At 74.8% G+C, this 24,179-nt stretch carries 24 protein-coding genes and 2 riboswitches; of the genes, 7 read left to right on the top strand and 17 right to left on the bottom strand.

Annotated features, from left to right (window positions below; genetic code table 11):
* Positions 1-23: 23 nt before the first annotated feature.
* Together cobO and ACIRPH_RS25980 are read right to left on the bottom strand one after the other, a co-directional pair.
* The gene (gene cobO / locus ACIRPH_RS25985; protein WP_402918881.1) at positions 24-638 is read right to left on the bottom strand and encodes a cob(I)yrinic acid a,c-diamide adenosyltransferase; all 615 of its coding nucleotides are present in this window, start codon (positions 636-638) and stop codon (positions 24-26) included.
* Positions 638-2,728 carry a VWA domain-containing protein gene (locus ACIRPH_RS25980; protein WP_402918879.1) on the bottom strand — a complete coding sequence of 697 codons (2,091 nt, stop codon included), beginning with the start codon at positions 2,726-2,728 and terminating at the stop codon, positions 638-640. The genes cobO and ACIRPH_RS25980 overlap by 1 nt, the downstream gene beginning before the upstream one ends.
* 26 nt (positions 2,729-2,754) lie before the next feature.
* A riboswitch (cobalamin riboswitch) is annotated at positions 2,755-2,894 on the bottom strand.
* Between the two features lie 54 nt (positions 2,895-2,948).
* Here ACIRPH_RS25980 and cbiE point away from each other — a divergent pair.
* Complete coding sequence (cbiE, locus tag ACIRPH_RS25975; protein WP_402918877.1) at positions 2,949-4,184, top strand: precorrin-6y C5,15-methyltransferase (decarboxylating) subunit CbiE; 1,236 nt, start codon at positions 2,949-2,951, stop codon at positions 4,182-4,184.
* On the opposite strand, the gene cobM is transcribed toward cbiE, so the two are convergent.
* The 5 genes from cobM to ACIRPH_RS25950 form a co-directional block, all read right to left on the bottom strand.
* Positions 4,167-4,949: a precorrin-4 C(11)-methyltransferase gene (gene cobM, locus ACIRPH_RS25970; protein WP_402918875.1), complete on the bottom strand. Its 783-nt coding sequence runs from the start codon at positions 4,947-4,949 to the stop codon at positions 4,167-4,169. The genes cbiE and cobM overlap by 18 nt on opposite strands.
* The gene (locus ACIRPH_RS25965) at positions 4,934-6,448 is read right to left on the bottom strand and encodes a precorrin-2 C(20)-methyltransferase (protein ID WP_402918873.1); all 1,515 of its coding nucleotides are present in this window, start codon (positions 6,446-6,448) and stop codon (positions 4,934-4,936) included. The genes cobM and ACIRPH_RS25965 overlap by 16 nt, the downstream gene beginning before the upstream one ends.
* Positions 6,445-7,110 carry a precorrin-8X methylmutase gene (locus tag ACIRPH_RS25960; protein ID WP_402918871.1) on the bottom strand — a complete coding sequence of 222 codons (666 nt, stop codon included), beginning with the start codon at positions 7,108-7,110 and terminating at the stop codon, positions 6,445-6,447. The genes ACIRPH_RS25965 and ACIRPH_RS25960 overlap by 4 nt, the downstream gene beginning before the upstream one ends.
* Positions 7,107-8,042 (bottom strand): nitrite reductase, encoded by a 936-nt coding sequence (locus tag ACIRPH_RS25955; RefSeq protein WP_402918869.1) that lies wholly within the window; start codon positions 8,040-8,042, stop codon positions 7,107-7,109. The genes ACIRPH_RS25960 and ACIRPH_RS25955 overlap by 4 nt, the downstream gene beginning before the upstream one ends.
* A gap of 53 nt (positions 8,043-8,095) precedes the next feature.
* Positions 8,096-8,300: riboswitch (cobalamin riboswitch) on the bottom strand.
* A 213-nt stretch (positions 8,301-8,513) separates the two neighbouring features.
* Positions 8,514-9,248 carry a PepSY domain-containing protein gene (locus ACIRPH_RS25950; protein WP_402918867.1) on the bottom strand — a complete coding sequence of 245 codons (735 nt, stop codon included), beginning with the start codon at positions 9,246-9,248 and terminating at the stop codon, positions 8,514-8,516.
* 159 nt (positions 9,249-9,407) lie between these two features.
* Between ACIRPH_RS25950 and ACIRPH_RS25945 the strand changes: the two genes are divergently transcribed.
* The 4 genes from ACIRPH_RS25945 to ACIRPH_RS25930 all read left to right on the top strand — a co-directional run bounded on the left by ACIRPH_RS25945 (position 9,408) and on the right by ACIRPH_RS25930 (position 13,191).
* Positions 9,408-10,073: a response regulator transcription factor gene (locus tag ACIRPH_RS25945; RefSeq protein WP_402918865.1), complete on the top strand. Its 666-nt coding sequence runs from the start codon at positions 9,408-9,410 to the stop codon at positions 10,071-10,073.
* On the top strand, positions 10,070-11,443 hold the full coding sequence (locus ACIRPH_RS25940) for an ATP-binding protein (RefSeq protein ID WP_402918863.1): 1,374 nt from the start codon (positions 10,070-10,072) through the stop codon (positions 11,441-11,443). Before ACIRPH_RS25945 ends, ACIRPH_RS25940 begins: the two co-directional genes overlap by 4 nt.
* Before the next feature lie 161 nt (positions 11,444-11,604).
* A complete protein-coding gene (locus ACIRPH_RS25935) occupies positions 11,605-12,738 on the top strand; it encodes a hypothetical protein (RefSeq protein WP_402918861.1) in 1,134 nt (377 codons plus the stop codon).
* A 243-nt stretch (positions 12,739-12,981) separates the two neighbouring features.
* On the top strand, positions 12,982-13,191 hold the full coding sequence (locus ACIRPH_RS25930) for a hypothetical protein (protein ID WP_402918859.1): 210 nt from the start codon (positions 12,982-12,984) through the stop codon (positions 13,189-13,191).
* A 134-nt stretch (positions 13,192-13,325) separates the two neighbouring features.
* Here the strand turns inward: ACIRPH_RS25930 and ACIRPH_RS25925 are convergent, their stop codons facing one another.
* The 5 genes from ACIRPH_RS25925 to ACIRPH_RS25905 form a co-directional block, all read right to left on the bottom strand.
* The gene (locus tag ACIRPH_RS25925) at positions 13,326-13,880 is read right to left on the bottom strand and encodes a putative toxin-antitoxin system toxin component, PIN family (RefSeq protein WP_402918857.1); all 555 of its coding nucleotides are present in this window, start codon (positions 13,878-13,880) and stop codon (positions 13,326-13,328) included.
* Position 13,881: 1 nt separating this feature from the next.
* The gene (locus tag ACIRPH_RS25920) at positions 13,882-14,331 is read right to left on the bottom strand and encodes a helix-turn-helix domain-containing protein (RefSeq protein WP_402918855.1); all 450 of its coding nucleotides are present in this window, start codon (positions 14,329-14,331) and stop codon (positions 13,882-13,884) included.
* A 191-nt stretch (positions 14,332-14,522) separates the two neighbouring features.
* Positions 14,523-16,079 carry a tripartite tricarboxylate transporter permease gene (locus tag ACIRPH_RS25915; protein ID WP_402918853.1) on the bottom strand — a complete coding sequence of 519 codons (1,557 nt, stop codon included), beginning with the start codon at positions 16,077-16,079 and terminating at the stop codon, positions 14,523-14,525.
* The gene (locus tag ACIRPH_RS25910; RefSeq protein WP_402918851.1) at positions 16,079-16,741 is read right to left on the bottom strand and encodes a tripartite tricarboxylate transporter TctB family protein; all 663 of its coding nucleotides are present in this window, start codon (positions 16,739-16,741) and stop codon (positions 16,079-16,081) included. The genes ACIRPH_RS25915 and ACIRPH_RS25910 overlap by 1 nt, the downstream gene beginning before the upstream one ends.
* Positions 16,738-17,730 (bottom strand): Bug family tripartite tricarboxylate transporter substrate binding protein, encoded by a 993-nt coding sequence (locus tag ACIRPH_RS25905; protein WP_402918849.1) that lies wholly within the window; start codon positions 17,728-17,730, stop codon positions 16,738-16,740. Before ACIRPH_RS25905 ends, ACIRPH_RS25910 begins: the two co-directional genes overlap by 4 nt.
* Positions 17,731-17,939: 209 nt before the next feature.
* Here ACIRPH_RS25905 and ACIRPH_RS25900 point away from each other — a divergent pair, with 209 nt between their 5' ends.
* Entirely contained in the window at positions 17,940-19,604 is a 1,665-nt protein-coding gene (locus ACIRPH_RS25900) for an ATP-binding protein (RefSeq protein WP_402918847.1), read from the top strand.
* Positions 19,601-20,287, top strand: coding sequence for a response regulator (locus ACIRPH_RS25895; RefSeq protein WP_267946748.1), 687 nt, complete (start codon positions 19,601-19,603; stop codon positions 20,285-20,287). Before ACIRPH_RS25900 ends, ACIRPH_RS25895 begins: the two co-directional genes overlap by 4 nt.
* On the opposite strand, the gene ACIRPH_RS25890 is transcribed toward ACIRPH_RS25895, so the two are convergent.
* The 5 genes from ACIRPH_RS25890 to ACIRPH_RS25870 all read right to left on the bottom strand — a co-directional run bounded on the left by ACIRPH_RS25890 (position 20,269) and on the right by ACIRPH_RS25870 (position 23,914).
* Entirely contained in the window at positions 20,269-20,889 is a 621-nt protein-coding gene (locus ACIRPH_RS25890) for a Uma2 family endonuclease (protein WP_402919110.1), read from the bottom strand. The genes ACIRPH_RS25895 and ACIRPH_RS25890 overlap by 19 nt on opposite strands.
* Positions 20,890-21,089: 200 nt before the next feature.
* Entirely contained in the window at positions 21,090-22,244 is a 1,155-nt protein-coding gene (locus ACIRPH_RS25885; RefSeq protein WP_402918845.1) for a phytoene desaturase family protein, read from the bottom strand.
* Between the two features lie 4 nt (positions 22,245-22,248).
* Positions 22,249-23,157, bottom strand: a complete 909-nt coding sequence (gene sigJ, locus ACIRPH_RS25880; protein WP_402918843.1) for an RNA polymerase sigma factor SigJ — start codon at positions 23,155-23,157, stop codon at positions 22,249-22,251.
* Between the two features lie 242 nt (positions 23,158-23,399).
* Positions 23,400-23,612, bottom strand: coding sequence for a hypothetical protein (locus tag ACIRPH_RS25875; RefSeq protein ID WP_402918841.1), 213 nt, complete (start codon positions 23,610-23,612; stop codon positions 23,400-23,402).
* Between the two features lie 89 nt (positions 23,613-23,701).
* Complete coding sequence (locus tag ACIRPH_RS25870) at positions 23,702-23,914, bottom strand: hypothetical protein (RefSeq protein ID WP_267946743.1); 213 nt, start codon at positions 23,912-23,914, stop codon at positions 23,702-23,704.
* Positions 23,915-24,179 lie beyond the last annotated feature (265 nt).

Here is a 24,179-nt window from a genome sequence, read left to right as displayed (position 1 = left end):
CGGCCCCGGGGCCGACGGGTCCGTCACCACTCGATCCCCCGCTGGCCCTTGCGGCCCGCGTCCATCGGGTGCTTGACCTTGGTCATCTCGGTGACCAGGTCCGCCGCCTCCAGGAGTTCGGGGGCGGCGCGGCGGCCCGTGACGATCACGTGCTGGCGGCCCGGCCGGTCGCGCAGGGCGGTCACGACGTCCCCGACGTCGACCCAGCCCCAGTGGATCGGGTAGGTGAACTCGTCCAGGATGAGCAGGTCGTGCGTCTGCTCGGCGAGCCTGCGCTTGATCTCCGCCCACCCCTCGGCCGCGTCCGCGGCGTGGTCCTCCTCGCTGCCCCGGCGGCGGCTCCAGGACCAGCCCGAGCCCATCTTGTGCCACTCCACGGGGCCGCCCTCGCCGGTCTCCTCGTGCAGCCTTCCCAGGCGTTCGAGCACGGTCTGCTCGCCGATGCGCCACTTCGCCGACTTCACGAACTGGAACACCCCGATCCGCCAGCCCTGGTTCCAGCCGCGCAGCGCGAGCCCGAACGCGGCGGTCGACTTGCCCTTGCCGTCCCCGGTGTGGACGGCGAGCACGGGCTGGTTGCGGCGCTGCCGGGTGGTGAGCCCGTCGTCGGGGACGACGGACGGTCTGCCCTGGGGCATCAGGCGGCCCTCTCTCTCACGGCGTTTCCCAGCGCGTCGGCGCTGACCTCGTCGACGGGCAGGTGTTCGGCGCCCATGCGGGCGGCGAGCGCGGCGGCCAGGCCCAGACGCAGGGGACCGGACTCGCCGTCCACGACGACGGTGGCCACCCCCAGGCCGGCGACGTGGCCGGCGGCCTCCAGCGATCGGCCGACCGCCCCCCGGCCCCCGGTGGCCCGGCCGTCGGTCACCAGGACGAGCAGGGGACGCTGTCTCGGGTCGCGCAGGCGCTCGCGCCGCAGGACACGGGCGGCCTCCAGCAGGCCCTCGGCGAGCGGGGTGCGCCCTCCAGCGGGCAGCGCCTCCAGACGGGCGGCGGCGGTGTCCACCGAACGGGTCGGGGGCAGCACCAGTTCGGCCCCCGCGCCCCGGAAGGTCACGAGGCCGACCTTGTCGCGGCGCCGGTAGGCGTCCAGGAGCAGCGACAGGATGGCGGTCTTGACCTCCCCCATGCGCTTGCGCGCCGCCATGGAGCCGGAGGCGTCGACGCAGAACAGCACCAGGTTGCTCTCCTGGCCCTCGCGCACCGCGACGCGCAGGTCGCCGGGGAGCAGGCCGATCCGGCCGCCGCCGTGCGGGCGGGAGGCCGCCGCCCTGACGGTCTCGACCAGGTGGAGCGAGCCGCCGGAACCCCCGCCGGGCGGTGCGGCCCCGATCCGGCGGCCCCGGGCGCCGAGGGCGCGGCTGCGCCGGCCGTCGGCGCCGATCCCCGTGCCCCGCGCGGTGAAGGTCCGGGGGCGGTAGGGCGCGCCCGCCCCGACCGTGGAGCCGGCCGCGGGCCGGGGCCCGGCCCCGTCCCGCTCGGCGTCCCCGGGCTCCCCGGGGGCTTCCGCCTCCCCGCCGTCCTCCGGTCCCCGGGGCGGGTCGGGGGACCGGTCCGGTCCGCCGTCGCCGGCCTCCGGGGCCGGGGAGGCATCCCCCTCCGGGCCCTCGGCAGGGCCGTCCCCGTCGTCCTCCGCGGGGGGAGCGGGGTCGCCGCCGGGGCCGCCCGGCGGCTCGGGGCCGTCCGGAGGCGGCTCCTCGTCCCCCAGGACGCGGTCGAGGAGCTCCTCGTCGAGCCCCGGCGCGTCGAAGGGGTTGCGCCGGCGCCGGTGCGGCAGGGCCAGCAGGGCCGCGCGGCGGATGTCGGCCAGGGTGACCGAGGTCCGGCCCTCCCAGGCGGCGTGCGCCAGGGCCGTGCGCGCGGTCACGATGTCGGCGCGCAGGCCGTCGACCTCGAACGCCGCGCACACCTGCGCGACCTTCAGCAGGGCGGCGTCGGACAGCCGGGCGCGCCGTGCCCTCTCCCGGGCCGCCGCGATGCGCTCGGCGAGGGCCTTCTCGGCCCGGTCGTAGCGGCCGGAGAAGCCGGCGGCGTCGGCGTCGTAGGCCATGCGCCTGCGGACCACCTCCATGCGCGCGGCGGGGTCGGAGGGCGCGGCGACCTCGACGGTCAGCCCGAACCGGTCCAGGAGCTGCGGGCGCAGCTCGCCCTCCTCGGGGTTCATCGTCCCGATGAGCAGGAACCGCGCGGCGTGCTCCACGGAGAACCCGTCGCGCTCCACGGTCACCCGGCCGGTCGCGGCGGCGTCCAGGAGGAGGTCGACGAGGTGGTCGTGGAGCAGGTTGACCTCGTCCACGTAGAGGAGGCCGCGGTGGCCGCGCGCCAGCAGCCCGGGCTCGTAGGCGACCCGGCCGTGCGTGAGCGCCTGTTCCAGGTGCAGCGAGCCCAGGACGCGGTCCTCGGTGGCGCCCACCGGCAGTTCGACCAGGCGCACTGGGCGGCGCTCCACGGCCGTGCCGGGCGGGAAGGGGCCGTCCGGCGACTCCTGCGCGGTGTCCGCGGGGTCCACGGAGAAGCGGTCGCCCCGGTAGACCTCGACCGGGGGCAGGAGGGGGGCCAGGGCCCGCACCGCGGTGGACTTGGCGGTGCCCTTCTGGCCGCGGACCAGGACTCCGCCGATCTCGGGGGACACGCTGGCCAGGACGAGGGCCAGGCCGAGGTCGTCGAGCGGTTCGGCGTCGCAGCCGACGATCGCCGAGAAGGGATAGTGGGACGTCCGCAATGGCATGTGAGGCTCCCGCTCGTTGCGCCATCGGTCATGGGCGGGTGCGGGGCCGGTCTTCGGACTCACCGAGTCCTCCTGTACGGAGGCTCGGCTCACCGCAGCGGGCCTGTGCCGGAATCTCACCGGGCTTCCCAGATTCTCCCCGGACGCCGTCCCCACCGTTTCCGATGGCTGGGCAGCCGGGGCACCTCGCACCTTCGGCCGCCACGATAGCGTCCTGCCCATGAAGGTCGAGACGTCCCCTCCCCGAATCACCGTCGTCGGCATCGGCGCCGACGGCTGGCCAGGCGTGCCCGAGAGGCTGCGCGGGCTGGTCCTGGCGGCCGACACGGTGCTGGGCGGGCACAGGCACCTCGCCATGCTGCCGCAGGCGCCGGACCAGCGCCGCCTGGCCTGGCCCTCCCCGCTGCGCGCGGGCCTGCCGGACCTGCTCGCCTCCCTCGAGGGCCGCGTCGTCGCGCTGGCCTCCGGGGACCCCCTCGTGTCGGGTGTCGGCGGCACGCTGATCGACCTGCTCGGAGCGGACGCGGTGCGCGTGGAACCGGCCGTCTCCTCCGTCGCCCTGGCCCGCGCCCGGATGGGGTGGCCGGCGGAGGGGAGCACGGTGCTGTCCCTGGTGGGGCGCGACCCGCACCTGCTGATGCGCGACCTGGCCCCGGGACGCCGCGTCCTGGTGCTCTCCTCGGACGCCGCCACCCCCGGGACGGTCGCCGCCCTGCTCGTCGGCGCGGGCTACGGCGGCAGCCGGATGACCGTCCTCGGCGACCTGGGGGCGGACACGGAGTCGCGATCGGGGAGCACGGCGCACGAGTGGCTCGGCTCCCCTCCGGCGGGGACGCCCCGGCTGCACGTCCTGGCGCTTGAGCTCTCCGGGCCGGCGGGCCACGGCCTGATCGCCGGGCTGCCCGACGACGCGTTCGAGCACGACGGCCAGCTCACCAAACGGGACCTGCGCGCCTCGGCGCTGGCCCGGCTGGCGCCCTCCCCGGGGCAGCACCTGTGGGACGTGGGCGCGGGCGCGGGCTCGGTCGGCGTCGAGTGGATGCGCGCCCACCCCTCGTGCACGGCCACGGCGGTGGAGGCCGACGCCGGGCGCGCCGCGCGGATCGGCCGCAACGCGGACCGGCTCGGCGTCCCGGGCCTGCGCGTGGTCGCCGGCCGCGCGCCGGACGCGCTGGAGGGGCTGGCCCCGCCCGACGCGGTGTTCGTCGGCGGCGGCGCGACCCGGCCCGGCGTGCTCGACACCTGCCTGGCGGCGCTGGGGCCGGGCGGCCGGCTCGTGGTGCACGGGGTGACGCTGGAGACCGAGCGGCTGCTCGCGGACGCCTACCGGCGCCACGGCGGGGAGCTGACCCGCATCGCGGTGGAGGCCGCCGCGCCCATCGGCGCGTTCACCGGATGGTCCCCCGCCCGCACCGTCACCCAGTGGTGTCTGGCGACCTCACCCGGGGGCGCCTGACGCGGGGGCGGCGCCCCGGGGCCGCGCGGGGTCGTACAGGTAGGACTCCCCGCCCCCCTCCGGAGCGAGCGCCCGCCCGACCAGGACGACCGCCGCCTGCCGGAGCCCCGCCTCCTCCACCAGGCCGGCGATGGTGGAGACCGTCCCGCGCAGCACCGCCTCCTCCGGCTGGCTCGCCCGGTACACGACCACCGCGGGACAGTCCGCGCCGTAGGCGGGGACGATCTCGGCCATGAGCTCCCGCACCCGCCGGACCGCCAGGTGCAGCACCAGCGTGGCCCGCGTCGCCGCGAACGCGCCCAGCGACTCGGTCTGCGGCATCGCCGTCGACCGGGCGGAGGTCCGGGTCAGCACCACCGACTGGGCCACCAGCGGAACGGTCAGCTCCCGGCCCACCAGCGCCGAGGCGGCCGCGTAGGCGGGCACCCCCGGTGTGACGTCCCACGGCACCCCGTGCGCGTCGAGCCTGCGGGTCTGCTCGGCCAGCGCCGAGTACAGCGACGGGTCCCCGGAGGTCAGCCGTACGACGTCCCGGCCCGCGGCGTGCGCGGCGACCAGGCGTTCGGTGATGCGGTCCAGGTCCAGGCCCTGGGTGTCGACCAGTTCCGCGCCGGGGGCGCAGTGGGCGAGGACCCCGGGGTCCAGGTACGTGCCGGGGTAGAGGACGACGTCGGCCGCGTTGAGCATGCGCGTGGCGCGGACGGTGAGCAGGTCGGCGGCGCCGGGCCCCGCCCCCACGAAGTGCACGGTCACGGGCGCACCCACCTCGGCGTCCAGACCCGGCCCGTCCCGGAGACGCGGGTGCCGGAGGCGCCGATGATGAGCAGACAGCGCATGTCGACGCCCGCGGGGTCGAGTTCCCCGAGCGTGGTCACCTCCAGGGACTCGTCCTCCCTGCCGACGCTCCGCCCGACGACGACCACGGTGTCGGGCTTGCGGTGCTCCAGCAGGACCTCACGGGCGGCGGCGACCTGCCCGGTCCGCGAACGCGAGGCCGGGTTGTAGACCGCCAGCGCCAGGTCGGCCTCGGCGACGGCGCGCAGGCGCCGTTCGATCACCTCCCAGGGCTTGAGCCGGTCCGACAGGCTCATCACCGCGAAGTCACCGCCGACGGGGGCGCCCGCCCTGGCGGCGACCGCCTGCACGGCGCTGACGCCCGGCAGCACCCGGACCGGGACGTCCCGGTAGGCGGGGTCCTCGGCCGCCTCGAACACGGCGGTGGCCATGCCGAACACACCGGCGTCCCCGCCCGAGACCACGGCCACGCTCTCACCGCCACGGGCGAGCCCGAGGGCGAGGCGGGCGCGGTCGATCTCGACGGTGTTGCCGGAGGCGTGCCGGGTCAGGCCGGCCCGCTGCGGGACGCGGTCGACGTAGGGGCCGTAACCCACCACGTGGTCCACCCCGGCCAGCGCCGCGGAGGCCTCGGGGGTGAGCCAGTGGCCGGGGCCGGGCCCCAGGCCGACGACCAGCAGCTCGGCGGCCGGAACGGCGGGCTCCGCGACCGCGGGCTCCGGCACGGCCCGGTCGCGCGACCTCCTGCCGTTGAGGCTGTCCCCGGTGACCAGCACCAGGGAGAAGTACGGCACCGTCGCCGGATCGACCTCGGCCACGGGCAGCCGCCGCTCCCCGTCCATGGAGGCGCGCTCCACGTACACCGCGTGCTCCAGCCGCCCCGCCGCCTCCAGGGCCCGGCGCACCGCGGGGAAGGTCCGGCCCAGCTTCATGACCACCGCGGCGTCGGTGTCGGCCAGCCGGCGGGCCAGCTCCGGCTCGGGGAGGGTGCCGGGCAGCACGGTGAGCACGTCGGTCTGCCGGGCCAGCGGGGCCGCGGCCGCCGCCGACGCCGCGGCGAACGCCGGGACCCCGGGCACGATCTCCGTCTCGTACCGCTCGGACAGCCGGTCGTGCATGTACATGTACGAGCCGTAGAACAGCGGGTCGCCCTCGGAGAGGAGCACGACGTCGCGGCCCGCGTCCAGGTGCGCGGCCAGCCGGGCGGCGGACCCCTCGTAGAAGTCGGCCAGCACCCCCGTGTACCCGCCCGGGTGGTCGGTCGCGCCGGTGGTGACCGGATAGGTGAGCTGTTCCTCGACCGCCGAGCCGGGGATCAGCGATGCGGCGATGCGGCGGGCGTTGGACGCCTTGCCGACCCCGGCGTGGTAGGCGACGACGTCGGCCGCGGCGATGAGCCGGGCAGCCTTGAGGGTGATCAGCCCGGGGTCGCCGGGGCCGACGCCCACGCCGTGGAAACGTCCGGTCACTCCTCCTCCTTGGCGAGTGCGTTGAGGGCGGAACAGGTCATCGCGGAGCCTCCGCGGCGTCCGCGGGCGGTCACGTAGGGGATGTCGGCGCCGAACCGGGCGCCGAACTCCTCCAGCGCCTGCTTGGACTCGGCCGCCCCCACGAAACCGACGGGGCAGCCGACGATCGCGGCCGGGCGCGGAGCCCCGTCGGCCAGCATCTCCAGCAGGTGGAAGAGGGCGGTGGGCGCGTTGCCGACGGCGACCACGGCGCCCTCCAGGAACGGTTCCCACAGGGAGACCGCGGCGGCGCTGCGCGTGGTCCCCCACGCGGCGGCGAGGCCGGGGACGCGCTCGTCGCCCAGGAAGCAGAGCACCTCGTTGCCGCACGGAAGGCGGCTCGCGGTGACGCCGCTGGCCACCATGCGCGCGTCGCACAGGATCGGCGCCCCGGCGCGCAGGGCGGAGCGCGCCGCGGACACCAGGCCGGGGTGGACCACCAGGTCCCCGGCGAGGTCGACCTGGCCGGTGCCGTGGATCATCCGCACGGCGAGCCGTTCCGCGTCGGCGGGCAGGTGCCCGAGCTCGGCCTCCTGACGGATGACGGCGAAGGAGTCCGTGTAGATCGCGGGCCCGTCGTCGATGTAGTCGTAGTGCCGGCTCGGTCGGCGTGGGGCGGTCACCGCGCCTCCCCGCGGGCGGAGCCGGGCCTTCCGGGCACCAGGACGCCACGCCAGGGCGTGACGACGAGTTCTCCGGACCCGGCGGCGAGCGCCTCCCCGGCGAGCGCTTCGACGGCCGGGCGGTCCAGGCCCCCGTCCGGCACGCGCACATGCCGTGCGCCCCCGGGCAGCGGTCCGTACGGCAGCGGCGGGGCGGGAGGCGGGAGCCGACGGTCCGGTTCCTCCGGTTCGGCCAGCGGCGCCGGGAGCTCGGCGACGTGCCACGGCGCGGTGGGCCCCTCCCCTCGGCGGTCCAGGAACGCGTCCGCCAGGCGCAGGAGCGCGGCCGGCGCCTCGTCGACCGGCGTCAACGGGCCCCAGCGCTCGCCGATCCTCAGCTGGGCGACGCCCCCGCCCAGGGCGACGAGCCCCAGGTCGCACGGGTGGCCGATCAGGTCGCCGCGCCCGTCGTCCAGGACGAACAGGAAGCGCCCGGGCAGGCCGGCGCGGCGCGGGACGGAGCACAGCATCGCGTCCAGGTCCGAGGCGACGGGCCGCAGGTCGGCCCGGCCGCCGCCGGGCCCGTCCCCGGCGGTGGCCGCCGGGACGGCGCCCGTGCCCGGGGAGACCATCACGTTGCGTACGAGTTCGTGGTCGGCGGAGGGCAGCAGGCCGGTCTCCGCCAGGGCGCGGACCACCTCGGGCCCCAACCGCCCCGCGTTCCCCGGCAGGGCGCGCAGTTGCAGGTTCGCGCGGCCGGTGACGTGGACACGGCCGTCGCCGTAACGGTCGGCCACCGCGGTGAGGGAGCGCAGAGAGGAGGCGCCGACACGGCCGCCGATGAGCCGGAGCCGGACCAGCAGGCCGTCCTCCGCGGGCCAGGGTCTCAGCACGCCGGGGCAGCGGTCGCGGCGCGTACGGCGCACGGAGGGGGCAGAACCGGTCGGGGACATGCGCGTCCTTCGGGTCAGGGGCTCGTTCGCGGAGCCCGCGGATGACTCGGCGGACCGTGACCGCCGGTGCCAGCAGGTCTTCGGACTCGGATTCGACCGGTGCGGAGCGCCTTCCCGGAGCAGTGCCCCAGTGGCTGTCCCGGGGAGCGCTCCCCGGACGTGCCCGCCCGTCATCCTCACCGCTGCGCGTCAGTCCCGGATTCCCACCGGGTTCCCTGCCCCACGGAATGGGGTTCGACTGGCCCGACGAGGTTACCCGACCCCCTCCCGCCTGCTCCGGGGGACGTCGCCTTGGCGGCCGGTCCCCTACGGCGGCCCGGCGTCCGGACACCGGCGGGCCGGACGAGCGACCCCCTCCCCGTCCCCGAAGGCCGGACGACGTGAAGGGGCCCCGCCCTCCTCGGAGGGCGGGGCCCCGACCGCGCGGACGCGGGGACGGGCCGCGGGACGGCCGCACGGGGTCCGCGCAGGTCAGTCCTCGGCACGCACGTCGACGACCTCGCCGGCCGCGTCGAGGATCACCTCGTACTCCTGGCCCCCGGCGTCGAGCACCTCGGCGTCCCAGCCGTCCCAGCCGTCCTCGTCCTGGCGCTCGACCTCCACGGTGCGGGCGCCCTCGCCGACCGCCTCGGCGGCGTTCGCGGACACCGTGTCGCGGTCGGCCTCGGTCCGCCCGCCGGTGTTCTGCCACGGGGCCGGGCCGTCGTCGGTGTCGCGGAAGGCCAGGCCGTTGATGGTGTACACGTCGGCGTCGTCGCGGTCGTCGTCGGCCTCGTAGCGCACGCCCAGCGTCACCTCGGTGCCCTCCAGGCCGCGCAGCTCGTCCAGGAGCGGCTCGACGGTGCCGTTGCCGTCGAAGTCCTCCAGCTCGGGGTCGGTCAGCAGCCACTCCTCGGGGCCGAAGTCGACCTCGACACCGGACACCGTCCAGTCGTCGGCGTCGTCGCCGTCCCCGTCGTCGTCACGGTCGGCGCGCAGCTCGCCCACGAGCTGCTCCAGGCCGTCCACCGACTGGGTCGAGGGGGGGTTCTGCCCCGACGCGTCCGCCCCGTTCGCCGAGGGGGCCGAACCGGAGGTCACGCCGGTGAGCCGGATCGAGTCGACCTGCTGCTCGGGGTCGTCCACCACGAGGTAGCCGATCGTGCCGACGGCCAGCAGACCGGCCGCGGCGGCGGAGGAGAGGAGGATGACGGTGGTGCGCTGCATCGGCTTTCCCTTTGCTCGAAGGTTTCTACTGCCCCAAGCATGCGGCGGCAAGATGATGGAGTCCTGAAAGCCACCTGAAGAACGTCTTCATGTGGCTCTCAGGAACGGTTCAGCGGTTCCTGCCAAGGTAGGGGGACCACGGGCGGAGAGGACACGGCGTTGGCGATTCTGGTGGTGGAGGACGAGGAGGGCATCGTCTCCTTCCTGCGGCGGGGCCTGGAGACGGCCGGGTACCAGGTGCTCTCGGCCGCGGACGGCGTCGACGGGCTCACGATGGCCCTGTCCCCCGACGTCGACCTGGTCGTCCTGGACCTGGGACTGCCCGGCATCCCGGGGGAGGAGGTGCTGCGCCGCCTGCGGCAGCGCCGCCCCTCGGTGCCCGTGATCGTGCTCACCGCCAAGGACGCGGTCAGCGACCGGGTGGCCAACCTCGACGCCGGCGCCGACGACTACATGGTCAAGCCCTTCAGCGTGAGCGAGCTCCTGGCCCGGGTCCGGGCGCGCCTGCGCACCGGCGGACAGGAGCGCGGCGACGTGCTGGCGGCCGGCGGCGTCGTGCTCGACCTCGGGGCCCGCACCGCCTCCGTCGACGGCCGGACCGTCAACCTGTCCACCCGCGAGTTCGGCCTCCTGGAAGTCCTCATCCGCCACCCCTCCCAGGTGTTCTCCCAGCCCCAGCTGCTCGACCGCGTCTGGGGCTACGACTTCGACGGCGCCTCCAACGTGGTCGAGGTCTACGTCAGCCAGCTGCGCCGCAAGCTCGGCGCCGACCGCATCCAGACCGTCCGCGGCGCGGGCTACCGCCTCGCCGGCGGTGCCCGGTGAGCCTCACCGGCCGCGTCGTCCTGCGGTCGCTGCTCGTCATGGCCCTCGTCATCGGCGGCGTCGCCCTCCTCACCTACGAACTCGTGCGCGTCTCGGGCCTGACCGACATCGACCGCCTGCTCCGGGAGGAGTCGGCGCTGGTCGGCGACGCCCTCGCCGACCAGGTCCCCGCCGCCGCGGGGCTCGACGGGGTGGTCTCGGGGCCCGAGGCGGAGCGCGCCGCACGGCAGGCGCTCGCCGTGCGCCCCAGCGGAGCCCGCCACGTGACGCTGGTGACCGCCAACGGTGCGCGCCTGCAGAGCACGGGAGGCCCCACCCGCGTCGCCGGACTGATGCGCGGCGGCGACGCCCCCGCCCCCGAACCGGGGACGATCCGCACCCTCGACACCGACGCCGGCCCGGTCCGGGTGCTCGACACCGCGGTCGCCGACGAGGCCGGGGACCCCCTCGCCGTCGTCACCGTCGTCGCCCCCCTCGACTCCACCCGCGACACGGCGGCCACGGTCCTGCTGCTCTCCGCCCTCGCCGGCGGGATCGGCGTCGTCGGCGGCGGCGTCGTGCTGTGGCTGGTGGTGCGGCGCACCCTGTCGCCCGTGCGGGAGGTCTCCGAGGCGGCCAAGGCCATCTCCCCCTCCGACCTGGACACCCGCGTACCTGTGCCCGCCACCCGCGACGAGATCGCCGAGCTGGCCACCGAGATCAACCAGATGCTCGTGCGCATCGAGCAGGCCGACGCCAACAGACGCCGCTACCTGGCCGCGATCTCGCACGAGGTGCGCACCCCCCTCGCCGTCGCGGAGGGGCACCTGGAACTGCTCGGCACGGCCGACGCGGCCGTCGTGCGCGCCGAACTCGACCGCCTGCGCCGGGTCCTGGAGGACCTCATGGCGGTCGCCCGGGGAGGCGACGAGATCGACGTCCGGGTGGAGGCGGTGTTCCTGCCCGACCTGTTCCACGCCGTGCGCGCCCGGCTGGACTCCCTGCCCTACGCCGACGCGGTCACCCTGGAGGATCCGCCGCCGGACGTCCTGCTCGGGGACCAGTCACGCCTGGAGCAGTGCCTGGCCAACCTGGTCGCGAACGCCGTCGACCACAACCCGGAGGGCACCCGCGCCACCGTGGCCGCCCATGGCGAGGGCGAATCCCTCGTCCTCACGGTGACCGACGACGGTCCGGGCGTCGACCCCGCGCTGCTGCCCCACGTGTTCGAGCCGTTCGTGACCTCGCGGGACGAGGGCGCCGGCCGCATCTCCGGCCTGGGGCTGGCCGTCGTCAGCTCCCTGGTCCGGGCCCAGGGCGGCCGGGTGGAGATCGACAGCGGCCCCTCCGGCACCGGCGTCGCGATCACCCTGCCCAGGGCCACGGCCTGACCGGCGGCCGACACGCCGCGGCGGCCCGGGACGCGCGGCGCGTGCGGGAAGCGCCGGGACGGGGGCCCGCCGGGCCGGGCGGGCCCAGGGACGGGAAAAGCCCCAGGCGCATGTCAGCAGAGGCGGCACTGGGGCGTTCCCCAGGACAGTAGCATCGGCTGATGTCCTCCGTCGAAGCAGACACCGACGCGGTCCTGAACCTGGTCCCCGCCCCGCGCCTCGCGCCCTACCTGGCGCTGGCCGGGGGAGACCGCGGCCGGGCCCTCGCCCTGTACGAGTGGGGCGCGCGCGTGTCCGCGGCGGCCTTCGAGGACATCGCCCACCTGGAGGTTCTGCTCAGAGGGGGCATGGACGGGGTCCTCCGGGCCCACTTCCGGGAGGCGGAGCGCGGCATCCCCTGGTTCCTGATCCCCGTTCCCGGCGGCGAGTACGTCGTCGAGGCGTCCGGCCACGTCCGTGAGCGCCTCCGCAGGGAGGGGCGGGAGACGCGCGACCAGGTCGTCGCCGCCATGAGCTTCGGCTTCTGGTCCGGGATGCTCGGGCCCGGGTACGAGGAGCTGTGGCGGGCCTGCCTGCACCGCGCCTTCCCCGGGTCGTCCGGGCGGCGCGCCGAGGTGGCCGCCACCGCGGAGGGGGTCCGCCGGTTCCGCAACCGGATCGCCCACCACGACTCGGTGCTCGGCGTCGACTTCCCGTTCGAGGTCCGCCAGGTCGAGGAGCTGGCGGCGTTCGTCGACCCGGCCGCGGGGCGCTGGCTCCGGAGCCGCAGCCGGACCATGGACGTCTACGCGCAGCGCCCCGCCACGCCCGACGACACGCTGGTGGTCTCGGCCCCCGGCGCGCTGTTCCTCTACGAACGCTGCCGGGCCCACGTCACGCGGGCGGGACGGGCCTTCGCCGGGGTCGACCACATGGCCTTCCGCGTGGACGACGTGATCGCCCCCGACCTCCCGCGGGTCCTCCTGCGCCGGGACAACGTGGAGTGGACCGAGCGCGGCGTGGTCCGGCTACGCCGTACCCGCGACCCGTGGGACCGCAGGATCGCCGAGGTCGTCGAGGACTCGCTCGTGACCGGGGGGAGCGGGGGCCGGCGCCAGGTCTTCCTGCTGACCGGGCCGGACGAGCCCGGCCACCGCCGCCTGGCCGACCCCCTCCCCGTGAACGGGGGCGCGGCCGGGCCCGCGGCCTCCGGGAGGGACGGTTCCGGCCGGGGCGGGGAGGGGCCCGCCGGGCGGCCCGTGCCGGAGTACGCCTACACCCGCCTCCACGCCCTGGAGACCGGCGCCGCCGGCTGACCCGGACGGCCCGGCCGCCCTGCCCGCCCGCGCCGGGGCGTCGGGCACGGGCGCCCCGCGCCCCCGGGACGGGGACCGTTGGTCCGTGCGGAGCGGCGGGCCCGTCCCGCAGGGGGACGTGCGCCCACGCGGGGAGCGCGCCGACGCGCAGCGCGGCAGGGAGGCGGCTCCCGGCTGACGGGTCCCGGCCGCGACCGGGGCGGCCCTGCGCCCCTCGGCCCCGACACACCCGCGCGCGTCCCGGTGCTCCGGGCCGCACCGCCGCGGTTCACACCCGGCAACCGCCGCCCGGCGCCGGAGACGGGCGGCGGGAACAGCCCCTACCGGGCGGGGCACGACGCGTGGTGGCACATCCTCCTGCGGGACGCCGTGCGCGGGATCCCGTGCGCGCCCGTCGCCGACTTCACCGCGCTCGCGCTCCCGGCCGCCGTCCGCACCGACCTGGTGGAGTAGCTGTCCGGCGGGGAGGGGCCTGCCGGAGCGGTGGGAGGCGCGGCCGGAGGCGTACCTCGCCAGGGCGTCGGCCCGGGGTCCCCCCGGGGCGGACGGCGGCGGCCCCCGGCGGACGGTGCCGGGGGCCGCGGGGACTACTCCGACTGCAGTTCCGCGACGGTCTGCGTGAGGCGGTCGCGTTCCAGGCTGGACAGGACGTCGTCCACCGTGGCGGGCGGGTCCCGCCACGAATCAGCGATCTGCTGCACGCAGGACCACACCACCTTGCGGTTCAGATGCACCTGGTCGAGCAGGAACGCGTCCGGGCTCCGCGCCTCCACGTCCCAGGGGGTCAGCGCCCCGGCCGGGAAGTCGCCGAGGTCCCAGGTGACGATGACCTGGGCATGGGCCCGAACAGCCGCCGCGAGCACGTGTCTGTCGTCGGGGTCGGGGAGGACGAGTGCGTCGACGAGGGGCTCGAAACCCGTGACCAGGCAGTCCCGGACGGCCCGGATCATCAGCTCCCGGGTCCGGGTGAGCCTCTCCGCCGGGATGTCCGGGCGGTTCCTCCCGAGGTTGTCGAAGACCTCGTCGAGGATCCTGTGGGACCACTTGGCCTGGACCAGCCCGGCACGGGCCACCCGTATGAGGAGGTCACGCAGGGTACTCGGGTAGAGGACGTTGGCGTCGTAGACCACGACGAAGGGCATGTCAGTCGAGTCCCAGTTCCCTCGTCATGGCGGAGAGCTCGTCGGCGGCCTCACGCCGCCGCTGGTCGTCCCGGCGCAGGTAGTCCATGAGCGAGTCCGCCCGCACCCGGCGGTGGGTGCCGACCTTGCGGTACGAGATCTCGCCCGCCTCCAGCAGGCCGATGAGGTAGGGCCGGGAGACGTTCAGCATGTCCGCCGACTCCTGGGTCGTCAGCTCGGCGTGGGCGGGCACCACGGACACGCCCCGACCGGCCGCCATGTGCGCGAGCACCCCCGCGAGAAGCTCGACCGCCGAACGCGGCAGGACGAGTTCCTCACGGCTGTCCTCCACGAGGACCGGCACGCTGGACAGCTCCTCCGGATGCTCCTGGAGGTATCTGCGCACGCGCGCCAGGGCACTCTGCGCGGCACGTGCCTCACGCTCGTCCGGTCGGCTCGACAGTACGCTCACTGGCCCTCTCCCTCCAGAACTGGATAAACGCATTATCCGATGCAAACGCAACAAACGCAATACGTGGAACATCGTGGCCCGGGGAGGCGGGACCTCGGACCGCCACCACGGGCGGGTCCCCCCGGGGCGGACGGCGGCGGCCCCCGGCGGACGGTGCCGGGGGCCGCGGGGAGGGGCGTCGCGCCCGGAGGTCAGCCGAGGTCGGCGGACTCTCGTTCCGGGGCGGCCTCCCGCCCGCGCGCGGCGCGGCGGCGTCGCAGCCCGGCGATCACCGGGACCACGGCCGCCAGCAGCACCAGCGCGTACAGGGTGATCGAGATGCCGCTGCCGACCAGGATCGACGGGTCGCCCGAGGAGGCGGCCAGCGCGCGGCGGAACTCGGTCTCCGCGATCGGGCCGAGCACGACGCCGATGAGCGCGGGGGCCACCGGGACGCCGAACGTCCGCATGGCCAGGCCGAGCAGCGTCACGCCCAACAGCATCAACAGGTGCACCACCGACGTGTTGATCGCGTACACCGCCAGCACCGAGAACAGCGTGATGCCCGCGTACAGGTACGGCTTGGGCAGCTTCAGCAGTTTCGCCCACAGCGGCGCGAACGGCAGGTTGATGACCAGCAGCAGGACGCTGCCGATCAGCAGGCTCGCCAGGAGGGTCCACACCAGGTCGGCGTTGCGCTCGAACAGCACCGGCCCCGGCTGGAGGCCGTACTGCTGGAAGGCGGCCAGCATGATCGCGGCCGTCGCCGAGGTCGGCAGCCCGAGCCCCAGCAGCGGCACCATCGTGCCCGCCGCGCTGGAGTTGTTCGCGGCCTCCGGCCCGGCCACGCCCTCGATCGCTCCTCCGCCGAACTCGTTCGGCACGCCCCTGCGCTTCGCCCGGCGCTCCGCGAGCTTGCGCTCCAGGCCCAGGGACAGGAAGGTCGGGATCTCCGCGCCGCTGCCCGGGATCGGGCCGAACGCGCTGCCCAGAGCGGTTCCGCGCAGCCACGGCTTCCACGACCGGGCCCAGTCCCGGCGGCTCAGCCACGCGCGGCCGGTGCGGATCGCGGACAGGTCCGCCCCCGAGCTGCCGCGCGCCGCCACGTACAGCACCTCGCCCAGGGCGAGCAGGCCCACGGTGACGATGACGATGTCGATCCCGTCCAGCATCGCCGACGACCCGAAGTCGAAGCGCGCGGTACCGCTCTGGCCGTCGATGCCGACCATGCCGACGGCCAGGCCGATGAGCAGCGAGGCCAGCCCGCGCAGCACCGAGCCCGACACGACCGCGGCGACCGCGACGAACGAGAAGACGGTCAGCGCGAAGTACTCGCCCGGACCGAAGTTCAGCGCCAGGGACACCATGACCGGGGCGAACAGGGCCACCACCAGGGTGCCGATGACGCTGGCCACGAACGAGCCGATGACCGCGGTTCCCAGGGCCTGGGCCGCCCGGCCCCCGAGCGCCATCTTGTGGCCCTCGTAGGTCGTGGCGATCGACGACGCCTGGCCGGGGGTGTTCAGCAGGATCGACGTGGTCGCCCCGCCGAACATGCCGCCGTAGTACACGCCGGCGAACAGGATCAGGGCGCTCGTCGGGTCGAGCCGGAACGTCACGGGCAGCAGCAGCGCCACCGCCATCGCCGAACCCAGACCCGGCAGCACGCCCACGGCGGTGCCGAGCAGCACGCCGAGGAAGGCCCACACGAGGTTCGCCGGGGTCAGCGCCGAGACCAACCCGTCGAAGAGGAGGGGGAGAGCATCCATCAGAGCACCAACTCCAGGAAACCGCCGGGCAGGCTCAGCCCGAGCCCGAGCGAGAAACCGACCTGCACGGCCGCGGACATCGACAGCGCCACCACGGCGTCACGCACGTAGGCGCGGGCGCCGAACGCGTAGGCGACCACCCAGAACAGCATCGCCCCCGACAGCAGCCACCCCACGTGCTCCAGCACGGCGATGTGCACCACCAGCCCGGCGAGGATGAGCAGTACGGGGCGGCCCTCGAACCACGCCAGGCCGTTCACGCCGGCGCCGGCCCCCGACCGGAGGTGGCGCACGTTGACCGCGGTCAGGCACGCGGCGACCAGCAGCAGGAGGCCGCCGACCGCCCCGGGGAAGGCCGCCGGTCCGGGCCGGGTCACGTTGGGCGGCGCCTCGATGGTGAACGCGCCCCACAGGCAGACCGCGCCCACGGCCGCTACCAGGGCGGGGACGACCCACATGGCCGGTCCGCTCCACGGCGCGGTCTCCGGGTCGAGGTCCTCCCCGGCGGCCGTGGCGTCCGCCGGGGCAGCGGTCGCCGGGATCCGGGAAGCGCCGTCCTCCGGCGCCCCGGGCGTCCGCTCGGCCCCGGGCGCCTCCTCGGCGACGGGCGCGGAGCCCGTCCCGCGGTCACCGGGGGCCGCGTGCTCACTGTTGGCCGTCACAGCCCCAACTCCTCTACGGTCTCCTGCGTCAGGGCCACCTCCGCGTCGAGGAACTCCTCGAACTCCTCACGCGGCTGGTAGGTGTCGGTCCACCGGTTGCGCTCCAGGGTGTCCGCCCAGGAGTCCGTGGCCAACAGGTCGGCGACCAGCTCCTCCAGGCGTGCGGTCTCCTCCGCGGTGAGCCCGGGCGGGGCGATGACCCCGCGCCAGTTCGACATCTCCACGTCGTAGCCCTGCTCGACGACGGTGGGGATGTCCACCCCGTCCAGCCGTTCGGGGGAGGAGACCGCGAGCGCGCGGAGCGGGCCGCCGTCCTCCACCTGGTCGCTGAAGTCGCCCAGCGTCCCGAAGCCGACCTCCGACGTGCCGGACAGCAGAGAGGTCAGCATCTCGCCGCCGCCCGAGTACGGCAGGTAGTTGATCTCCCCGGGGAAGATGTCCATGGTCCGGGCCATCTGCGCGGCGAAGATCTGGTCCACGCCGCCCATCGAGCCGCCCGAGACCGGCATGGTCCCGGACCGCTCGCGCCAGTCCTCGGCCAGGTCGTCCAGGGTCTCGTACGGGGAGTCGGCGGGCACGACCACGGCCAGGTACTCCGACGCCAGCTGCGCGATGGGGGTCGAGTCCTCCATCGTGTACGGCGAACCGGTGGTCTCCACCGCGCCGACCATGCCCAGGCCCGTCATCGTGAGGACGTTCGCCTGGCCCTCGCGGCCCGCGGTCTGCGCCAGGCCGATGGTGCCGCCCGCGCCCTCCGCGTTGCGTACCTCGACGTTGAAGCGCAGGTCCTCCTCGCGCAGCCCGTTCTGCATCTCCCGCGCCAGTGTGTCCCAGCCGCCGCCCGGTCCGGCGGGGGCGATCAGCAGGAGCTTCTCCTGCTGGCCGCTCCCCGACGCCGCGCTCTGCCGCACGTCGAACAGCGCCGTCCCCACGAGGAGGAGGGCGCACAGCCCGCCCCCCACGCGGAACAGCACGCCGCGATCGCGCATGGGTGCTCTCCTCTTCGGTCGTCCAGGGCGTCACAGGCCTCCCCGGCGCCCTGGCGACGAGGAGATCCAGACCACAGTGTGACCCCGGGCACGCCGATGTCAGATCTTTGTTAAAACTGGGGGCATATTGGTCGTATTGTTCGTGACACGTCCACCTGGGCGTTTGCCCGGCCGGGACCCCGCACCCGGCGAAGGCGACTGGAGGACACATGACCACGCTCCCCGCGCGCGGCCGCCTCTCGCTCACAGGTTCCCTGTTCATCGGCTACGTGCTCCTGCTGACGGTGGCTCTGGCCGCCGTCGGAACCCTCTGGGCGGTCCACCTCGACCGCGCCACCGACCGCCAGTACACCGAACGGGTCCTCAGCGTGGCCCGCTCCGTCGCCGTCATGCCCCAGGTCGTCGAGGGCCTCCAGACCGCCGAGCCGAGCACCGTCCTCGACCCGCTCGCCGACCGGGTCTCCGCCGCGACCGACGCCGACTTCGTGGTCATCGCGTCCCCCGACGGCATCCGCCACACCCACCCCGACAAGGACCTCATAGGCCTGACCGTGTCCACCCCGCCGGGGCCGGCCGCCCGGGGCGAGGAGTGGACCGGCGTGGAGAACGGGACCCAGGGGCGCACCGTCCGCGCCAAGGTCCCCGTGTTCTCCGGGGGCGGCTCGGTCAACGGCGGCGACGCCAGGGGCGACGTGGTCGGCTACGTCTCCCTCGGCATACTCACCTCCAGCGCCGCCACGGAGGTGCGCGCCTCCGTCCCGGCGATCCTCGGCATGGTCGCCGTGGTCCTGGTCCTCGGCGTGGGCGGGGCCTGGGCGCTCTCGCGCCAGGTCCGCACCAAGACCCACGGGCTCGAACCCGCCGACATCACCGCGCTCCTGGAGAGCCGGGAGGCCCTGCTCTACGCGGTCCGCGAGGGGGTCCTCGCGGTGGACGGCGCCGACCGCCTCGTCCTGGCCAACCTGCCCGCGCGCGACATGCTCGGCCTGCCCGGCGACGCGGAGGGGCGCCACCTCGACGAACTCGGCCTGTCCGAACGGATCCGCGACATCGTCTCCGGCGACGACCCGGGGGACGACCGGCTCCTGCTGGCGGGGAACCGCATCCTGGTCGCCAACCGCATGCCGGTCCAGATCCGCGGCGAGGACGCGGGCGCGGTCGTCACCCTGCGGGACCGCACCGAGCTCGACCGCCTCACCGGGGAACTCGACGGAGCCCGCACCGTCACCCGGGGGCTGCGCGCCCAGACCCACGAGTTCGCCAACCGGGTGCACACCGTCGCGGGCCTGCTCGAACTCGGCGCCTACGACGAGGCCCGCGCCTACCTGGCGGACCTGTCCGCCACCCACACCCGCACCAGCACGGACATCTCCGAGCACGTCCGCGACCCCGCCGTGGCGGCCCTCACCATCGCCAAGTCGGCGCAGGCCTCCGAGATGGGGGTCGACCTGCGGCTCTCGCCCATGACGAGTGTCCCCGCCCTCGACAGGGAGGTACGCTCCGACGCACTGCTCGTTCTCGGGAACCTGGTCGACAACGCGCTCGACGCGGTGGCGTCCACCCCCCACGGGTGGGTCGAGCTGATGGTGCGCCTGCACACCGCCGACCGCGGTCTGCCCCACGACCTGCTGGAGATCCGGGTGACCGACTCCGGCCAGGGGGTGGCCGACGACGTGGCGGAGGAGATCTTCCGGCTCGGGTTCACCACCAAGGCGTCCCGGGACGGCGGCACGCGCGGGCTCGGACTCGCGCTCGTGAAACAGGTGTGCGAGAGCAGAGAGGGAAGTGTCGAGATGGAGGCGCCCGACGCCGACGAGGGCGCGGTGTTCACCGCCTGCCTGCCCGTGCGGACGGCGGCGGTGGTGCCGTCGTGATCCGCGTGCTGGTCGTGGACGACGACGTGCGCGTGGCCCGCAACCACCAGGAGGTGGTGGAGTCGCAGCCCGGGTTCTCCGTGGTGGGGGTCGCGCACACCGCCGCGGCAGCCCTCACCCAGATCCACGGCCACCGGCCCGACCTGGTCCTGCTCGACCTCCACCTGCCCGACGCCTCCGGGATCTCGGTGATGCGCGCGCTGCGCGCGTCCGCGGCAGCCGCCGCGCCCCAGCAGACCGACTTCCTGATGATCACCGCGGTGCGCGACATCGCGCAGGTCCGCTCGGCCCTGCACGGCGGGGCCGTGCACTACCTGCTCAAGCCGTTCCCGCTGAGCGCGCTGCGCGACCAGCTGGAGCGGTACGCGGTGGCGCGGCGGCAGATGGACGCCTTCGGGGAGGCCACCCAGCAGGACGTGGACCGGCTGTTCGGGCTGCTGCGGCCCCCGGCGGCACGGTCGCTGCCCAAGGGGCTGACCTCGGCCACCGTCGACCTGGTCGCGGGGGTCCTGCGGGACGCGCCCGAGGAGGTGTCGGCCTCGGAGGTAGCCGAACGGGCGGGGGTGTCGCGGGTGACCGCGCGCCGCTACCTGGAGCACCTGTGCGCGGACGGCCGCGCCGAGCTGCGCATGCGCTACGGCTCGGCGGGCCGCCCGGAGCACCTCTACCGCTGGGTCGCCTGATCCTCCCCGGGCGCCTCGCCGCCGATGTGCTCCATCCAAGGACCGTTGGCCGTGAGCCAGTGCGGCACGAGCCTGACCGGGAAGGGGAGGTCGGTCTCGAAGACGTCCTCGCCGTGGACCTGGGCGGCCTCCTGGTAGACGCCGTCCTCCAGGCGCAGTTCCACCAGGCCGACCTTGTCCGCGAGCGCGTTGACGATCCAGTAGGAGCGGATGCCGAACGCGGCGTACTCGTGCCGTTTGGTGTGGTTGTCGCGGAGCACGCTCTCCGGGGAGACGATCTCCACCGCAAGGAGCGGCGGCACGTTGAAGTATCCCTGTGCCGGAGGATCGTAGTCGAAGACCGCCAGGTCGGGGATGCGGTGGTGTGTTCGCTCGGCGTTGAGGTCGAGGCCGGGGTTCTCACCGATCTCGAACTCACCGCGGCAGAGATTGTTGAGATGCGTGGACAGGCGGTTCGCTGCCCGGAAGTGCTTGGACATGGGGGCCGGTGACACGTCAAGCCGCCCGTCGACCAGCTCGTACCTGCGCCCGTCGTCCGGTGTGTCCGCCAGGTCGTCCACGGTCAGACCTCGTTCGGGCACGTCCGGATGCCTGGTAGTCATGACAGACATACTGCCTCCTCTTCATCATGACCGCCAGTATCCGGCCCCACGCTCTGTTACCGGCGGGTTTCGCCGAAGAAATCCGAAGGAGAGCGGAGGTTTCTCGCGAAAGAGGGGCCTTCCGGACCTGGGAGCGCCGACCGCCGGGCCGGGGCGGTCCGTCCCCGCTCCCGGCCCGGCGGTCGCGGGACCGGACGGGATCAGGGCGTCCCGACCGGCCTCCTTCCCGTCGCCGCCTCGACGGCGGCGACGGCGCTGGTGAACGCCACCTCCCCGAGCAGGCCGGGCGCCGCCACCGAGTCGCCGGCCAGGTAGACGCCGTTCCCGCGGTCGATCGCGGGGCGGTCGCGCCAGGTGTGCCCCGGCAGGTCCAGCGCACCGGTGCGCCCCCGCGCGACCTGGTCCCTGCGCCACGTCACCCGGTCGCGCCACCGCGGCAGCGCCAGGTCCAGCAGCCGTTCCAGCCGCTCCCCGGTGCGCGCCCTCGACTCGCCGGGGCGCACCGGGACCTGGGCCTGCACGAGCTCCTCGCCCTCCGGCGCCAGCGTGCGGTCCACCGCCGTGTAGCGCTCCACGAACCCGCACTCGTCGCCGTCGAAGACGATGAACGGGTCCCGCCCCCGGCGCAGCCCCAGGTCCACCATCAGGGTGTGCCCGCTCTCCCACTCCAGGGAGTCGTCCCCCAGCAGGGAACGGGCCGTGGCCAGCGACGTCGCCACGACGACCGGGCCGCCGGGGAGCGCATCCAGGGAGCCGACCCGGGCATCCGTCGCGATCCGCACCCCGCGTTCCCGCGCCCGGTCGGCCATCCACCCGACCAGCGACGTCCAGCCGCCCACCATGTAGCGGGCGGCCGGCCACGCGGGCGCGGTCACCCGCAGGAACCTGTCCCAGACGAACTCCGCGGACAGCCGGGACGGGTCCGCGTCGAAGAGCGCCACCCCCATCATGCTCGCGATCGCCCGGGTGGTCTCCGTGCCGAAGCGCTCCCGGCCCCACGACCCGAAGTCCCGGTCGTACGGGGCCCGCAGCCCTCGGCGGGCCGCGGCCCGCAGGAGCCCGGCGGGCGGCATGCCGAGCCGCCCCCGGTACCGGAACCTCACGCCCGGCGCGGCCCGCGCGGGAAGGCGCAGGTGCGGCGGGAGCAGGTCGCGTTCGGCCAGCCACCGGTACGGGGCCCCGTCCCCGTAGAGCACGTGGGGCCCCTCGTTGGCCACGTACGGGGGCTCGGTGGCACGGGCCCGTCCGCCCAGGGTCCGGTGCGCCTCCAGCAGGGTGACGTTCGCGCCCCTCTCGGCGCCGGCGATGGCCGCGGTCAGTCCGGCGAGGCCACCGCCCACAACGGTGATATCCATACCCCTACGACGGGCCGGGCGTCCGCAGGCGTGACATCTTGTCGGGGTTGGCCACCAGGTACACGTGCTGGATCCGCCCGTCGGCCACGTCCAGCACGACCAGCGCCACCACCCGGCCCCCGAGCGAGACGGCCGCCGCCGGACCGCCGTTGACCTCGGTGACCTCGGTCCGGGCGTCGGCCCAGGTGATCGCCGGGTCGAAACCGAGCGAGGCGAGGAACCTGTCCGCGTTGCCGGGCAGGGCGGCCAGGAAGCGGCCGACCTTGGACGAGCCCTCCAGCACCCGCAGGGGGGCCTTGGCCTTGCCCCCGCCGTCCCCGACGAGGGTGGCGTCGTCGGCGAGCAGCCCGGTCAGGCCGTCCAGGTCCCCCTCCAGGCAGGCGCGGAGGAACCGCTCCGTGATCCGTCGCCGCGCGGCGCGGTCGGCCTCGAACCGGGGCCGCCTCTCCTGGACGTGGTCGCGGGCCCGCCTGGCCAGCTGCCGCGTGGCGGCCTCCTCCCGGCCGATGACCTCCCCGATCTCCGCGTAGGGGAACTGGAAGGCCTCGCGCAGCACGAACACGGCCCGTTCCAGGGGGGAGAGGGTCTCCAGGACCACGAGGAGCGCGAACTCCACGGAGTCCGCCAGTTCGGCCTGGTCGGCGCCGTCGGGGATGTCGCTGACGGGTTCGGGGAGCCACTCGCCGACGTAGGACTCGCGGCGGGACCGGGCGCTGCGCAGCCGGTCGATGGACAGGCGGGAGGCGATGGTGACGAGGTAGGCGCGCGGGTCGTCGACCTTCGCCGGATCGACGGCGGACCAGCGCAGCCAGGCCTCCTGGACCACGTCCTCCGCGTCGGAGGCGCTGCCGAGGATCCTGTAGGCGACACCGGTCAGGAGGGCGCGGTGTTCGTGGAAGGCATCGGTCGTCATGTCTGGAAGACGTATCACCCCCGTCCCGGCGTGACACGCCCCCCGTGCCGGTCGGCCCGGGCACCCTGTACGCGGGGCGCGTCGGCCGGCCGGGCGGTGCGCCCGGAGAAACAGGACGCGGGGCGCGGCCGGTGCCGTGCCCCGCGTCCATCCCGCGAGTGCCGGGTGTGCTGGGAGTTCCGGGTGGCTCCGGGGGACGGAGAGCCCCGGAAGTCCCGTACCCGGCGAGCCGGGAGGGCCGACTAGTCGTCGACGGAGATGCCCTTGGTGGAGGTGCCGGAGACCACGTTGCAGCCGCCCAGGTCGAGGCCGTCGAAGGCGAGGACGTCGGCGCAGATCGGCACGGTCACGTTCTGGATGTTGGCGTTGTTGTCCGCCGCGGCGGTCCCGGTCATGGCGCCCAGGGCGAGGCCGGTGGCGAGGAGGAGGCCGGAGACGGTGGCGATGCGCTTCATGGTGCTGATCCTTTTCGGTTGGCGGTGCGTTGGTTGCTGATGACGGGGCCGCGGGGCCCCGCTGATGCAGGGGTGTGTGCGACGGGGTGCTAGTCGTCGACGCTGATGCCCTTGGTGGCGGTCCAGTTGACGACGTTGCACTCGGGGCCGCTGACGCCCGAGGCGGCGAGCACGTCGAGGCAGATCGGGATCGTGATGTTCTGGACGTTGGCGTTGTTGTCCGCGGCGGCGGTGCCGGTGAAGGCACCGAAGGCGAGGCCGGTGGCCAGTACGAAGCCGGAAACCTTGGCGATACGGGTCATGGGTGATGCCTTTCGGAAGTTCATAACGCTCTATCGGCGGCCGCCGGAATTAACTTAGCGTAGCGAGGCCCGTGCTCGCCGTACTTCACGGGAAGAATCCAGAGTTTCCTCGGACTTTTCTCGGCTTCGATGTGGACATGCCGGACATGTCGCCAGGCAATGAAGCCAACGTGTTACCCAACCGAAAGCACGGCCGAATCCCACCCCTGACGAATGCATCGGAATCACGCTGTATCAAGACATCGGACATGAAAAAGGGCCCGCA

The sequence above is a fragment of the Nocardiopsis sp. NPDC101807 genome, from assembly GCF_044766605.1.
GTDB classification, from domain to species: Bacteria; Actinomycetota; Actinomycetes; order Streptosporangiales; family Streptosporangiaceae; genus Nocardiopsis; species Nocardiopsis tropica.
This window is presented reverse-complemented; position numbering and strand designations above follow the sequence as displayed.